Source organism: Pseudaminobacter soli (ex Li et al. 2025), assembly GCF_029892515.1.
GTDB classification, from domain to species: Bacteria; Pseudomonadota; Alphaproteobacteria; order Rhizobiales; family Rhizobiaceae; genus Pseudaminobacter; species Pseudaminobacter soli_A.
In genome coordinates, this window is record NZ_JARXVF010000002.1 from 693,356 (window position 1) to 707,262 (window position 13,907).

Annotated in this window: 11 protein-coding genes; 5 read left to right on the forward strand and 6 right to left on the reverse strand. The window is 63.7% G+C overall.

The annotated features are described in order from the left end of the window. Window positions 1-316 precede the first annotated feature (316 nt). The gene (locus M2281_RS14035; RefSeq protein WP_280821752.1) at window positions 317-1,054 is read left to right on the forward strand and encodes a FadR/GntR family transcriptional regulator; all 738 of its coding nucleotides are present in this window, start codon (window positions 317-319) and stop codon (window positions 1,052-1,054) included. 236 nt (window positions 1,055-1,290) lie between these two features. Here the strand turns inward: M2281_RS14035 and M2281_RS14040 are convergent, their stop codons facing one another. Then, window positions 1,291-1,932: an HD domain-containing protein gene (locus M2281_RS14040; protein WP_280821753.1), complete on the reverse strand. Its 642-nt coding sequence runs from the start codon at window positions 1,930-1,932 to the stop codon at window positions 1,291-1,293. A gap of 108 nt (window positions 1,933-2,040) precedes the next feature. On the opposite strand from M2281_RS14040, the gene M2281_RS14045 reads away from it, so the two are divergent. Then, window positions 2,041-3,015, forward strand: a complete 975-nt coding sequence (locus M2281_RS14045) for a GlxA family transcriptional regulator (protein WP_280821754.1) — start codon at window positions 2,041-2,043, stop codon at window positions 3,013-3,015. A 456-nt stretch (window positions 3,016-3,471) separates the two neighbouring features. Here the strand turns inward: M2281_RS14045 and M2281_RS14050 are convergent, their stop codons facing one another. The 5 genes from M2281_RS14050 to hutC all read right to left on the reverse strand — a co-directional run bounded on the left by M2281_RS14050 (window position 3,472) and on the right by hutC (window position 9,172). Further along, entirely contained in the window at window positions 3,472-3,852 is a 381-nt protein-coding gene (locus M2281_RS14050; RefSeq protein WP_280821755.1) for an alpha-hydroxy-acid oxidizing protein, read from the reverse strand. 38 nt (window positions 3,853-3,890) lie between these two features. Next, window positions 3,891-5,291: an FAD-binding oxidoreductase gene (locus M2281_RS14055; protein WP_280821756.1), complete on the reverse strand. Its 1,401-nt coding sequence runs from the start codon at window positions 5,289-5,291 to the stop codon at window positions 3,891-3,893. Window positions 5,292-5,296: 5 nt separating this feature from the next. Then, window positions 5,297-6,946: an HAL/PAL/TAL family ammonia-lyase gene (locus M2281_RS14060; protein WP_280821757.1), complete on the reverse strand. Its 1,650-nt coding sequence runs from the start codon at window positions 6,944-6,946 to the stop codon at window positions 5,297-5,299. A gap of 41 nt (window positions 6,947-6,987) precedes the next feature. Next, a complete protein-coding gene (gene hisC / locus M2281_RS14065; RefSeq protein WP_280821758.1) occupies window positions 6,988-8,076 on the reverse strand; it encodes a histidinol-phosphate transaminase in 1,089 nt (362 codons plus the stop codon). Between the two features lie 316 nt (window positions 8,077-8,392). Next, the gene (gene hutC, locus M2281_RS14070) at window positions 8,393-9,172 is read right to left on the reverse strand and encodes a histidine utilization repressor (RefSeq protein ID WP_280821759.1); all 780 of its coding nucleotides are present in this window, start codon (window positions 9,170-9,172) and stop codon (window positions 8,393-8,395) included. 171 nt (window positions 9,173-9,343) lie between these two features. Between hutC and M2281_RS14075 the strand changes: the two genes are divergently transcribed. The 3 genes from M2281_RS14075 (at window position 9,344) to M2281_RS14085 (ending at window position 13,802) form a co-directional block, all read left to right on the forward strand. Beyond that, complete coding sequence (locus M2281_RS14075) at window positions 9,344-11,047, forward strand: urocanate hydratase (RefSeq protein ID WP_280821760.1); 1,704 nt, start codon at window positions 9,344-9,346, stop codon at window positions 11,045-11,047. Between the two features lie 24 nt (window positions 11,048-11,071). Next, window positions 11,072-12,322, forward strand: coding sequence for an imidazolonepropionase (gene hutI / locus M2281_RS14080; protein ID WP_280821761.1), 1,251 nt, complete (start codon window positions 11,072-11,074; stop codon window positions 12,320-12,322). Window positions 12,323-12,401: 79 nt separating this feature from the next. Then, window positions 12,402-13,802, forward strand: coding sequence for a formimidoylglutamate deiminase (locus M2281_RS14085; protein ID WP_280821762.1), 1,401 nt, complete (start codon window positions 12,402-12,404; stop codon window positions 13,800-13,802). Window positions 13,803-13,907: the final 105 nt, after the last annotated feature.

Sequence of the window (13,907 nt, forward strand, 5' to 3'; positions counted from 1 at the left end):
TGGTGATGGCAAATGCACGGCGCCTCGGGTAGCCTGGCGGATAATACCGTCCGGCCGAGGCGACCGTGGTGGCGCAACGGCTCTACGTCAGGCCGTTCGAAGCTCAAGTGCCCGAGTGCAAAACTCCGATCAGCCAAATTTCCCTTCAAACCCAATCGGCATGTGGGCTTGTTCAGGGTTAGCGCTGGAAATCAGGGCATGATAGTATACTTACACGACAACAGTCATCATATCAGGCCAAATTCGCATACCCGACAGTCTCGCCGACGATATAGAATCGGCGGCGAAGACTGACACACTAGATCAGGAATTGCTCATGAACAGCGGCGTGACCTACAGGCGAGGTAATCTGACTGAGTCAGTCATTGGCGAGTTGCTGTCCCGGATCGAAAACGGGGGCTACACATCAGGCCAGAAATTGCCGACAGAACAGGAGATGTGTCAGGAGTTCGGCGTCAGTCGAACAGTCGTGCGGGAGGCCGTAGCATCATTGCGGCTCGGCGGGCGCCTCGTATCGCGGCCGGGTCTGGGTGTGTTCGTCGGCGACCAGGATACGAAGAAGCTGAACTTCGCAGTCGCCAAGATCGACGACATCCGCTCGGCGATTCGAATCCTTGAGTTGCGCATCGGCGTGGAACTTGAGTCGGTAGCGCTTGCCGCAACACGTCGCACGCCTGACGCCATAGCCGACATCACCAACGCTTATGACAAGCTCGCCGTGTGGCAAACGAACAGCGTCGAGCAGGAAGCCCAGGCAGATTTCGACTTTCACTTGGCGATCGCCCGCGCCACCAATAATTCGCACTTTCCGCAATTTCTGGAGGCGGTAGGACAAGACATCAGCTTCGACCTTAGGATGAAGCACGAGCAGTCGCAGCAGGACCGCGAGCGCTATGTGAAGAAGATCTGCCGCGAGCATGGCGCGATCCTGTCAGCGATCATGCAGGGCGATCCCAAGGCGGCGCGCACTGCAATGCGGCGGCATCTCGAGGAAAGTCTGATTCGCTATCGTCGCCTCGTGGACAGCGACTCCAACGCCAAGATCGAGTCCTGAGCGGCAACCACTCAACAATCGGCCGCCCGGTGGCTAACCGCTTCAACAGATCGAGCTAGAGGTTTAAGTCGCGGATAGACAGACCGGCCGCACGGCGGCACAGCGCACCATTGGGCATGGAAATTAAGGGCGCTGGGCTATGAGGTCCGTCTAAAGCTGATGCAAGACGGCATTCCTTGTTGAGCTGCTGCCGCGTCTCGACACCCTCGCGGAAGCGCGTTGAAGTCGGAGAGGGGTCAACCGTGCCAGTGCGAGCAGCGGATGACGCTGCAGAAGTTGCCGCGACGGAAGTGCGGCTCCTTGTCGGCGATGACGTCGGCCTTAACGTTGCCAAAAGTGGTGTCCGGCTTGTGCTTGATGCCGTCGTAGAAGGCCTGGATGAGGTCTTCCTTGAACCTCGGCGTGCGCGGAAAGGCGCTGACGACGGCCACCCGCTCAGCGGCGGAATATTGATCGTAGGTCAGGCCGAGCACGTCCATCTCGACGCCGGCGGTCACCAGGGCAACCACGGGGTGCATGTGGACGGGCACGCCCGGCGTGGTGTGGAGCGCGATCGCGGTCCAGACGGTGTAGGCGTCTTCCTCGGAAATGCCGTGGCTTCTCAGGAAGTCGCGGGCGGCATGAGCGCCATCGACCTCGAAACGCTCGTTCTTACTGCTGTGGCTCGGCATGAGGCCGATGTCGTGGAACATCGCGCCGGCATAGAGCAGTTCGCGATCGAACTTGAGGTCGCGTTGGATGCCGGCCAAAGCGCCGAAATGATAGACGCGGCTCGAATGGTTGAAGAGCAGTTCGGTCTCGGTGTCGCGAATAAATTCGGTGATGGCCCGGGCCAGCCTGGTGTCGGGAATTGCGGCGTCTTTGACGATGAGTGCCATGGCTCTCTCCTGCGCTTTCTGCTCGTCAGCAGGATAGAAAACGAATATCCTGTCCTCAATCGACGTGACATGTCTACAACGGACAAAACCGGACCGAGGCGGACTCAAATGCGTGCGAAGGCCAAAACGATTGTGGTGCTGGCGCTGCCGGGCGTGCAGCTTCTCGACGTTTCCGGGCCCCTGGACGTCTTCGCCGAGGCCAATGCCCAGGTCGGTCATGAGGCGTACCGGCTCGTCGTCGCCGCGGGCGAGCCGGGTCCGATCCGCAGTTCATCGGGTGTGCGACTGATGCCGGACCGGATCATCGATCGCGACTTCGAGGAGGCCATCGATACGCTTCTCGTCGCCGGATGCCCGAACGCAGCTGAGATGCCGGCGGATCGCGTCATCATCGACTGGTTACGGGTGCGGGCGCCAATGGCGCGGCGCTACGGTTCGGTGTGCAGCGGCGCCTTCTTCCTCGCAGCGGCGGGCCTGCTCGACGGACGACGCGTGACCACGCATTGGGCGGTGGCCGAAGAGCTCGGCAGGCAGTTTCCGGACGTGACGGTGGACGAGGACGCGATCCATGTCAGCGACGGGCCGCTGCGCACGGCCGCGGGCGTGACGGCCGGGCTCGATCTGGCGCTCGCGCTGATCGAGGAGGATCTCGGTCATGACATCGCCATGCGCGTGGCGAGCCAGCTCGTGATGTTCTTCAAGCGGCCCGGCGGGCAGATGCAGTTCAGCCGCAAGGGCGAAGCCGTGCCCGCCGGTCGGGCCGCGCTTCAGGAGCTTCAGCGCTGGGTCGCGGCCAACCCCGCGCTCGATCATAGCGTGGCCAACCTCGCTAAGCGCATGGATCTGAGCCCACGGCACTTCTCGCGTCTGTTTCGCGGCGAGGTCGGCATCACGCCGGCGACCTGGGTCGAAGAGGCGCGTGTCAGCGCCGCACGGCGGCTGCTCGAGCGGGGGAATGAGGCGCCCAAGCAGGTTGCGGCCCGTTGCGGCTTTGCCGATGCCGACACCCTGCGCCGCGCCTTCGCCCGGCATGTCGGCGTGACGCCCGCAGAATATCGCAAGCGTTTTGCCGGCATCGCCTAGTGAAGTCGATTGGCCAAGTGCTTGCACACCGCCGTGCTGTGTTTCCCCTTGGTCCCCTCATTGGCTCGGACCGAGGACGGTCTTGACGACATATTTCGACGCGCGGCTCGCCTGACTTAGATTGCTGACGGCGCAATCTGAACCTCCGGCCTGACAGCTCGGAATGTCGGCTTCTAGGAAGCGGCCGAGGCTCGCTCGACGGCCGTGTTGGGGCGCAAAGTCCCCGTTTACGACTGCACCGAGGATGCCGGCTTTTGGAAGACGGCAATACCTGACAAAAGACGGTGATCGGCTCGAAGCGGAGGTAAGTGACGCATTTGCGCTGCGTCAACTTTCTCGTGCATCCGAACGGCGCCGGACATCCGGTGCGGTCGCTCTGCGCGCCAACGCTTCAGCGGCCCGTCGGAGCGAGGCGTAACACTTCGGAACCAGCCGCGCGCAGCTTATCGATCGACCTCAACCCCAGCAGCGCCACCGTGGCGTCCAGTTCGGCCCGCAGCGACGCAAGCACGGCAGAGACGCCGGCGCGAAGGACGACATGCAGGCGGGAATAACCGCCGCCTTGGCCGCGCGGAAGGATGCGGCCTCGCCGCCGGCACGAAACAGGCCGAGCGACCCCACCGGGCCAAGCATGATGGGTAGCGCATGCCGTCCGCCGAGAAAATCTGACTGAAGCTGCCGGAAAGACACATCCCGCAGGACTTGTGGTAGCAACTGAAAATTATCGAAATCGGCGAGGTTGGCACTCAGCGTCGTTTCGGCCGAAGCGCCGCCGTCGATATAGTCGAAGAAGATGCGCGGCAGACGCCGGCGCGCGGCGCGGCGAAAATCCTCCACTCCAACCATGCGCCTGAAGCGCGAGTCCGATGCCATCATCACCGCCCGGCCGAATGCCCGACCAAGATCTTGCCTGGGTTCATTATGCCCTTCGGGTCGAGGGCCGCCTTGATCGCGGCCATGATGCCCAGCGCCGGCCCCATCTCGCGTTCGAGATAGGGCTGCTTGCCCTGCCCGATGCCGTGCTCGCCGGTGCAGGTGCCTTCCAACGACAGGGCAAGCTCGTTAAGCCACCCAACATAGGTTCGCGCGGCAGCCAGTTCTTCGCGGTTCGCCGGATCGACAAGGATCAGGTTGTGGAAGTTGCCGTCGCCCACATGTCCGGCGATCGGCGCGGTCAGTCCCAGCGCTTCCGCTTTCTCGGTCGCAGCCGCGATGCATTCGGCCAGGCGCGAGATCGGCACGCAAACGTCGGTGCTGATGCCCCTGGCGCCGGGCCGCAGGCCGAGAACGGCCCAGAACACATCATGACGCGCTTTCCACAGACGCGCTCGCTCCTCCGGATCGACGGTCCAGTCGAGGCCGGTCGCTCCGAACTCGCGAGCGATCTCGCCGAAAGCTTGCGACTGCTCCGCCACGGCGTTCGGGCCGCCGTGGAACTCGGCCAGAAGTAGCGGCGCTTCAGGCAGATCCTGCCGGGAATAGCGGTTCACGGCCTTCACCGTGGTCGCATCCAAAAGTTCGATCCGCGCAAACGGCAGGCCGAACTGCAGGGCGCCAATCACCGCGCTGCTCGCGGCCTCAACGGTCGGAAAACTGCATCGGGCTGCCGAAGCCGCCTCCGGAATGCCTCGCAGCCGCAACGTCAGCTCGGTGATGATCCCGAGCGTGCCTTCGGACCCGACCAGAAGCCGCGTGAGATCGTATCCCGCCGCGCTCTTTCGCGCGCGATGTCCGGTCCTGATCACTTGGCCATCGGGCATCACCGCCTCGACCGACAGCACCACGTCCTTCATCGTGCCGTAGAGCACCGCCGTGGTCCCCGACGCACGGGTGGCGGCCATGCCGCCCAAGGTCGCGTCCGCGCCGGGATCGAGCGGGAAGAACAGGCCGGCATCGCGCAGATGCTCGTTCAGCCGACTGCGCGTCACGCCAGGCTGAACCACGCAATCCATGTCTTCGGCGTTCACCGCGAGGATGTCGATCATGCGCGTGAGGTCGATGGAGAGCCCGCCATGGGGTGCATTCAACTGGCCCTCCAGGGAACTGCCGGCACCGAACGGAATGACCGGAACGCCGGCGTGCGCGCAGAGCGCGACGATGTCGGCGACTTCAGCCGTACATTCCGGAAAGATCACCGCATCCGGCGGCTGGTTCTCGATCCAGGTCGTGGTGGCCCCGTGCTGGGCGCGGATGGCGGCCCCGGTCTGGAAGCGATCCCCGAACCGGGCCCGCAGCGTTTCAACCAAGGCTTGAGGGAGCGCGCTGACTGCCGGCATCGCGCTCAGCCCATTGCAGCCTGGGCGGTCTGCACGACCGCGCCGGAATGAACCAGGGCGGTTGCTGCATGCAGGCGCGGATAGAGCACCTCGTCGCGCTCGTAATGGTCGATCGGCCGGCCATCGGTCGCGGCGCTCGCGCGCAGCATCGCCAGCACCGCGCGGCTCGCTGGGGAAAGGGCATCCTTCCCCTCGCCCCGCTCAGCCAACCGAAGCTCCAGTGCCTGGGCGGCCATCAGCACTTCGATGCCGACGACATTCTCGATGTTCTTGACGATCTGCCTGGCGTGCCGGCCGGCATTGTTCGCCATCGAAACATGGTCTTCCTGGTTTGAGCAGGTCGGGATGGAATCCACGCTGTCGGGATGCGCCAGCGTCTTGCAATCGGATACCAACGCTGCCGCGAGATATTGCGGCAGCATATAGCCGCAATCCATGCCGACATGCTCGCTGGCCACCAGCATGTCGGGCAGGCCGCGGTTGAGCGTGCCGTCGTTCAGCCGGAACAGGCGCCGTTCCGCAATGTTGCCGATCTCCGTCACGACGATCGACAGGAAGTCGGCGGCGAAGGCCACATATTCGGCATGGAAATTGCCGCCGGAAAGCGCCTTGAGGCTGCGCCCGGGCAAGCGGTCGGCAAAGATCAGCGGGTTGTCGGTCGCGGCATTGATCTCCGTCTGGATGACACCGCGTATGAATTTCAGCGTATCGCGCACTGGGCCCAGCACCTGCGGCACGCAGCGCAGCGAATAGGCGTCCTGCGGCGGCTGACGCTTCGGGTCGCTGTTGATGCCGCCGTCGATCAACGCGCTGCCCGCCAGCAGGCGGCGGATATTGGCCGCGCATTCGATCTGGCCCGGATGCCCGCGGGCCTCGTGCAATTCGGGAATGAAGGCATCCCCGAAGCCCATCAGAGCCTCGATCGACATCGCCGCCGCGACTTCGGCGGTGGCGAGCAGCGTTTCGGCATCGGCGAGCGCAAGTGCGGTCTGCGCGGTCGAGAAGGACGTGCCATTCAGAAGGGCGAGCCCCTCCTTCGGCCCAAGCACGAGGCGCTCAACCCCCGCGGATCTCATCGCTGCAACGCCCGAAATCAGCTCGCCCTTGTACCAGGCCTCGCCGCTGTCGATCTCGGATTCGCCCGCTTCGTCGCGCGACATAACCAGCGCCATGTGAGCAAGCGGAATGAGATCTCCGCTTGCTCCGAGCGAACCATATTCCGGAACCGCCGGGATCACGTCCCGCTCGAGCATGGTGAGGATCGTCTCGACCACCTCGCCGCGCACGGCCGAGTAGCCGCGTGTCAAGCTGACGGCGCGGATGAGCATCGCGGCGCGAACAACCTCCTGGTCGAGGTGACGCCCTACCCCGGCGGAGTTCGACACCACGAGCCGCCGCGACAGGTCACGCGCTTGCGCCGAGGTCTTGAAAGCCTGCCGCCCCGACAGCGACCCGAAGCCGGTGTTGATCGAATAGATCGCCTGCGTGGGCTCGCCGCGGTCCATCTGCGCCGACAGCCCCGCGACCCAATCCTCGCTGACGCGCATCGCGGCGCGGGCGGCATCGGTCAGGACCACGGCGCGGCGATGCCTGGCCACATCGATCAGATCCTCGAGCGTTATCGGGTTCTCCCCAAGATGAAGCGACTTCGTCATTTTTCTTGCCCCTCCTCCAAAGGCCGCGACTTATTATTCTCTTACGCAGGCCCCCATTCGGCCACGGCCGCCAGCACCGCGGCCGTGTCGGCGGCAGTTCCGGTCGTGATCCGCACTCCTTCGCCGGCAAAGCAGCGCACAGCGATGCCGGCCCGGCGCAGATGCAGCGTGAATGCTTCCGCTTCGCCGCCTACCGCCAGCCACACGAAATTCGCTTCCGAACGCGCCACCGGCAGCCCAGCAGCGGTCATGCCTTCCGTCAGGCGCATGCGCTGCTCGATGCTGCATGTCACCCGCTCCGCGACGACGTCTTCCTCATCGAGCGCGGCCAGGGCGGCGGCAAGCGCAGGCGCGGGCAAGGGAAACGGCGGTGCGATCGCATTGACTGCGGCAACGATGTCCGGATCAGCGAGACAATATCCGACACGCATGCCGGCAAGCCCCCACGCCTTCGAGAAGGTGCGCAACACGGCAAGGTTAGGGTGCCGGGCAAGCCGCCGGGCGGGAGATGCCGCAACAGTCGCAGCGTCCGCGGCATAGTCCGCATAGGCCTCGTCGAGGATGACGAGGGCATCCTTCGGCAGGGCTTCGATCAACGCATCCAGTTCTGAGGAGCCGAGGGCCGTGCCGGTCGGATTGTTAGGATTGCAAACCAGCACGACGCGGACACCCGAGCCGCTCGCCTTCAACATGGCGTCAGCATCCAGCCGGTTCTCGGCGTCAAGCGGTACCTCGACTAGCCGCGCGCTGGCGCCTCCTACGATGATCGGATAGGCCTCGTAGGAGCGCCAGGGCGTGACAACCGCATCTCCCGGATCGCAGTAGGCGCGGACCAACTGGTCGAGCATGACGATAGAGCCCGCCGACACCGCGACGGACTCCGCAGGCAGGCCATGCCGCCTCGCCAAAGCGTCGGTGAGTGTCTCGCCACGCAGGTCAGGATAGCGGTTCGTGGACGCAAAGGCGGCGGCGGCGGCCGCCTGGACGGCTGCGCTGGGCGCGTCGGGCGCTTCGTTCGAGCCCAAGCGATGAAGGAAGGGCGTGGACTGCCCGGCGCGACCTCGCCCATAGCCGGGCAGACCTGCAAGCCGGCGGCTGGGCTCAGGCGCGCGACGCATCCGGTCATTCATGGGCACCCCCCGCGCGCCCGAACTTTAGCCCGTCCCGGCCCGAGCGGCGCTGCCGCCAGCGCACGGCACGTGCCCCATGCCGGCATTGCGGGAGGCAGACCGGTAGCCTCTGGGCCGCTACCCACTTAGAGCGCCGCCCCGTCTCCGTTCCGGCGAGTCGTAAGGTAGGCCCACTTGGAAGCATATATCCCGACATGCGGCACCCGCTTCACGCATTGTATAGACAACACCAACATCTTCGACGATCAGACCTTTGTCAAGACAGGGCTGCCGCCTCTCGATGGTGAGCGAGAAACGAAACGCGATGCCGTTTTCGCTAGCGAGCGGCCTTCATGCGCCCAGCGAGGCTAAACCGCGAGCCCGGATGCAGGAGGCGCGCACTTGACGCGATCATGCCACGCGACCATGTGCGCCGCCGCAACAGGAGCAGCGGTTCGCCCGACTGCATTTCCAGCAACTTCCGACTGACCTCGTCCACCGGTACCGCCTGGATGATATGCTCGATCTCTTCCAACGGCCCCGTAGCCATGAGGTGCGCGTGCGGCGTGATTTTGGTGAAGTCTTGCTCCAGATAATCAGGCGAAAAGCGCGGATTTACATACCTGTCTTCAATCTGCAATGGCTTCCCATTCTCTCGATGCACAAGAATAGAATGGAACACTATCGATCCTGGAGAAATATTCATTTCCGTCGCAATAGTAAGATCGCTATTCACTTCTTCAAGTTTTATTACGTCTGTCGTATGTAGATTTCCCCTACCCTCGATCTCTGAATGGATATTGCGAAGCTCAAGAAACGTTGACTGGCTGCGACGCGGAGCCACGAATGTGCCTGCGCCCTGCCGGCGAACCAGGACACCTTCGGAGGACAGGTCGCGCAATGCGATGTGGATCGTCATGCGCGAGGCGCTGAACTGCCCGGCCAGGCGCGACTCCGACGGAATCCGGTAGCCTTCGGGCCACTCACCGGAGCTGACCTTCGCCAAGACATGATTGCGCACCTGTTGCCCCAGCCCGATGCCGTCACCTTCGACAGCAGCCTGCTTCTGGGCGCCTTCCATCCGTCTGCTCATACCGTCGCCTGCTGATTTGTTCATCTTCGCAATGCTCTACACGTTAATGCAAGTTGCAACCAACAGCCAACTCAAAACTAATTTGGTCTTTCCACGCGCCCTTGACAAAACCAACTCTTAGAGATGTATGTAGTTGTATAGACGTGTATGGCGGTCGACCCCGGAGGGTGTGTCGCCTACTTGGACGAGGAGGACATGATGGAAAAGCCTGAGATACTCTATTCCGTCCGCGCCATGGGCGGAAACAACCTGCGATGCAAGGGCTGGAAGCAGGAAGGCATCCTGCGCATGCTCGAGAACAACATGGAGAATGCCGAGCATCCTGAAGAGCTGGTCATCTACGGCGGCATCGGCAAGTGCGCCCGCAACTGGGAAAGCTATCACGCCATCGTCAAGTCCCTGCAGGAACTGGAGAACAACGAAACGCTCGTCATCCAGTCCGGCATGCCAGTGGCCATTTTCAGGACCAATGCGCTGGCGCCACGCGTGGTGATGGCCACTACCAACATCATGAAGGCGACCTGGCCAATCTTCTATGATCTGCAGGACAAGAACCTGACGATCTTCGCCCAATACACTGCCGCGCCATGGGAATATATCGGCACCCAGGGCGTGATCCAGGGTACGTTCCAGACCCTTGTCGCCATCCGCGACCAGAAGTTCGGCGGCGACATGCGCGGGCGCATCCTGCTCACCGCCGGTATGGGCGGCATGGGCGGCAACCAGCCGCGCGCCATGACCATGCTTGGCGGCGTGTGCATCTGCGCCGACGTGGACGAGAAGGTCATGCGGCATCGACGCGAGGTCGGCTATTGCGACGTCATCGTGCATGACTTCGACGAAGCGGTGCGCATGGCGAAGGAAGCCGCCGCGGAACGGCGCCCGCTGGGCATCGCCCTGTTCGGCAATGCGGTGGAAGTGCTACGTAAGGCCAGGGAAACAGGCTTTGCACCGGACATCATCACCGACATGACGCCGGCGCACGACCCTTTGTCCTACATTCCCGTCGGACTTGGCGTCGAGGAAGCGCGCGAACTGCGCAAGACCGACCGCGACGAGTATTTCAAGCGGGCCGGCGCCTCGATGGTAGAGCAACTGACCTTGATGAACGAGTTCTACGACAAGGGCGTTCAGGTGTTCGAATATGGCAACTCGCTGCGCAAGGAGAGCCGTGATGCGGGGATGACGCCCAAGGACGCCATGAAGATTCCCGGCTTCGTAGCCGCCTATATCCGGCCGCTGTTCTGCGAGGGGCGCGGCCCCTTCCGTTGGATCTGCCTGTCACGCGCCCCGGAGGATCTTGCCAAGCTCGACGACCTGGTCGAGGAAATGTTCGCCGATGACGCCCTGGTGACCGGCTGGATCCGCCTCGCCCGCAAGCACATTCCGATCGAGGGCTTGCCAGCGCGCATTTGCTATCTCGGCTTCGGCCAGCGCAAGGCCTTCGGTCTGCGCGTCAACGAGATGGTGCGCTCGGGCGAGCTAAAGGGCCCAGTGGCCTTCTCGCGCGACAATCTCGACTCGGGCTCGATCGTGAATCCGACTTTCGAATCCGAGCGCATGAAGGACGGCAGCGACCTGATCTCCGACTGGCCTTATCTCAACGCCATGCTCAACGTCGCTGCCGGCGCCGACCTGGTTGCGATCCAGGAAAACTACTCCATGGGCGAGGCCGTGCACACCGGTGTGACCATGATCGCAGACGGTTCGGCCGAGGCGGAGGTGCGGCTGGCGGCGTGCCTGACCACCGACTCCGGCATCGGCGTGGTGCGCCATGCGCAGGCCGGCTACGAGATCGCCCGCGCTGCCGCGGCCGAGCGCTTCGCCAAGGATGGCGTGCAGGTGCCGCTGTGGTGGAGCCCCAAGGCCACCTTCGGGCCGTACAGCCTTTCGGCCTGACCGCACAGACATGGGAGCACCGCAATGGACAAGATCACGGCACTTGTCGAAAACGCTGGCCAAGTGCTGACCTGCGCAAGCGCCGCGCCCGATCTTGTCGGTGCCCGAACCAATACGGTGGTGGCGATCAGCGGAAACGCAATCGCCGCCATCGGCACTCCCTTAGAGATCGCCGCCAAGCATGATTTGAGCGGGGCGGCTCGCATCAACGCGGATGGCGGGTTGGTGATGCCCGGCTTTGTCGACTGCCACACACATCTCGTCTTCCACAAATCCCGCGTCGAGGAATACGCGCAGAAGGTGCGCGGCCGCAGCGCGGCCGAAATCAAGGCCATGGGCATTCCCGTCGGCATCACCGCCACGGCCCGGATGATGCGCGAGGCCTCGAAGGACCAACTTCTCGAAAGCGCGGCAGAGCGCCTTCAACACATGCTGGCCTGCGGCACGACCACGGTGGAAAGCAAGAGCGGCTATGGGTTGAACACGGCGACCGAGATCAAGATGCTGGAGGTCAACCGTCTGCTCGGTCAGCACCAGCCGATCGAGGTCGTGTCCACCTTCCTTGGTGCGCATGAGTTTCCCGACGACAAGAGCCGCGAGGCCTACATCGCCGAGATCCTCGACGAGATGATCCCGGAAGTCGCCCGGCGAGGTCTCGCCGAATTCAACGACGTCTATTGTGACGATGGCTATTACACCGTCGCGGAATCGCGCACGATCCTCGAACGCGGCCGGGAATACGGGCTCGGTGTCAAGATTCACACCGACGCCTATTCGCACATCGGCGGCTCGGCCCTCGCAGCCGAGCTGCAGGCCGTTTCGGCCGACCACATGAACTTCACCGCGCCGGAAGAATATGCGGCGCTGCGCGATGGCGGCGTGGTTTGCGTGGTCATGCCGGCGCTTGACTTCGCCGTGGGTCACTCGCGCCCCTTCGACGCCCGCGCCATGCTCGATGCCGGCATCACGCTTGCCCTCGCAACCGACATGTGCCCGGGCTGCTGGCTGGAATCGATGCCCTTCGTCATCCAGCTCGCCTGCCGGCTCTACAAGTTCAGCCCGGCCGAAGCCATTCGCGCCGGAACCCTTCATGCCGCCAGGGCGCTCAACCGGGGCGACCGGATCGGCTCGCTCGAAGCCGGCAAACAAGCCGACATCGCGATCTTCCCCTATGAGCGCTACGAGGACATGGCCTACCGTCTGGGCCGCGGCCGGGCGCGACTGGTGATGAAGGCGGGAAAGGTCGTGTTCGACGAACAGGAAGCGAGGACCTGAGGGTGCGCAAGATACTGCCTGGCGACGATCCGACCGCGTCGGAGCGCCCAAGCAGATTGAACAGATCGAGGGAAATCTCATGTCCACCATCTACCAGGTCGAGCATCTGCACCAACAGCGCGGCTGGCTTTCACCCGGTTACATCGAAATCGGCGACGACGGCATCATCCGCGCGGTCTCAGGAACAAAGCCGCAGGGCAAGATCGCCGAGCGGTTGCGCGGCTTCGGCGTGCCGGGCCTGTCGAACCTGCATTCGCACGCCTTCCAGCGCGCACTGGCAGGTCGGACCGAGTTCGTCACCACGTCGCGGGCCGAAGACAATCTCTGGACCTGGCGCAAAGAGATGTACCGCATGGTCGACCGCCTGACGCCCGAGGACTACGAGGCGATCGCGGCGCAGGTCTATCTCGAGATGCTGCAATTCGGCATGACAGCCGTCTGCGAGTTCCACTACGTCCATCACCGTCCCGATGGGCAGACATATGCCAATCCCGCCGAGATGTCAGACCGACTGATTGCGGCGGCAGCGCAGACGGGCCTGGGCCTGACCATCCTGCCGGTGCTCTATGCCCATGGCGGCATCAACAAGCCACTGGAGGAGACGCAAAAACGCTTCGCCCATTCGGTCGATGCCTATCTGAAGCTGATCGACACATTGCACTCGCGCCGCGCGGCCAATCCCAATCTGCGGGTCGGCATGGCGCTACATTCGCTGCGCGCCGTCACTCCCGACGAGGCGCAGGCGGCGCTGGCCGGCGCCAAGGCGATCGACCCTGAAGCTCGGCTGCACATCCATGTTTCGGAAACCACCCACGAGGTGGCCGAGGTGGTAGCCGGGCTAGGTGCGCGCCCGGTGCAATGGCTGCTGGACAATGCGGGCCTTGGACCGAACTGGTGCCTGGTCCACGCGACCCATCTCGACGCCTCCGAGATTGCCGGACTGGCCGCGAGCGGTGCGGTGGCGGGGCTGTGCCCGCTCACCGAGGCGACTATGGGCGACGGGTTCTTCCCCCTGGTCGAATATCACGAGGCCGGCGGGGCCTTCGGCATCGGCACCGACAGCCACTACAGCACCTCGACCGCCGAGGAATTACGCATCCTGGAATGCGGCAAACGGCTGGAACTGCGCCGCCGCAACGTGATCGCACGACCTCACAAAGCGCATGACAAACGCGAGGTTCATACGGGGCGCCTCTTGTTCGAGGCCGCGCTCGCAGGCGGCGAGCAAGCTTCCGCGCAGGGCAGCGGCGCGCTCGTGGTCGGCAAGCGGGGCGATCTGGTGATGCTCGACCCCGACAGCAATCCGCTTCTCGGCCACGGGCCGAACACAGCCCTGGACGGCTGGATTCTCGGCGGAACGCAGAACCCGGTCCGCGACGTGATGGTCGCAGGGAAATGGGTGATCCGAGACGGTCGGCATCCTCTGGAATCCGCCGTGCGCGTCGCTTACCAGCAAGCCATGGCAAGGCTGACCAACTGAACAATGGGCGTTGTTCCCGGCCACGGCAAATACCGGACGGCTCAGCGAAAAATGGTATAGGGCACTTTTGATGACAGCGCGTCTGGAAGGCGATCTGGCGTTCTG

Excerpts from the sequence above, each read along its gene's own strand:
- M2281_RS14035 (WP_280821752.1), top strand. The coding sequence starts at position 317 with ATGAACAGCGGCGTGACCTACAGGCGAGGTAATCTGACTGAGTCAGTC.
- M2281_RS14040 (WP_280821753.1), bottom strand. The coding sequence starts at position 1,932 with ATGGCACTCATCGTCAAAGACGCCGCAATTCCCGACACCAGGCTGGCC.
- M2281_RS14045 (WP_280821754.1), top strand. The coding sequence starts at position 2,041 with ATGCGTGCGAAGGCCAAAACGATTGTGGTGCTGGCGCTGCCGGGCGTG.
- M2281_RS14055 (WP_280821756.1), bottom strand. The coding sequence starts at position 5,291 with ATGCCGGCAGTCAGCGCGCTCCCTCAAGCCTTGGTTGAAACGCTGCGG.
- M2281_RS14060 (WP_280821757.1), bottom strand. The coding sequence starts at position 6,946 with ATGACGAAGTCGCTTCATCTTGGGGAGAACCCGATAACGCTCGAGGAT.
- hisC (WP_280821758.1), bottom strand. The coding sequence starts at position 8,076 with ATGAATGACCGGATGCGTCGCGCGCCTGAGCCCAGCCGCCGGCTTGCA.
- hutC (WP_280821759.1), bottom strand. The coding sequence starts at position 9,172 with ATGAACAAATCAGCAGGCGACGGTATGAGCAGACGGATGGAAGGCGCC.
- M2281_RS14075 (WP_280821760.1), top strand. The coding sequence starts at position 9,344 with ATGATGGAAAAGCCTGAGATACTCTATTCCGTCCGCGCCATGGGCGGA.
- hutI (WP_280821761.1), top strand. The coding sequence starts at position 11,072 with ATGGACAAGATCACGGCACTTGTCGAAAACGCTGGCCAAGTGCTGACC.
- M2281_RS14085 (WP_280821762.1), top strand. The coding sequence starts at position 12,402 with ATGTCCACCATCTACCAGGTCGAGCATCTGCACCAACAGCGCGGCTGG.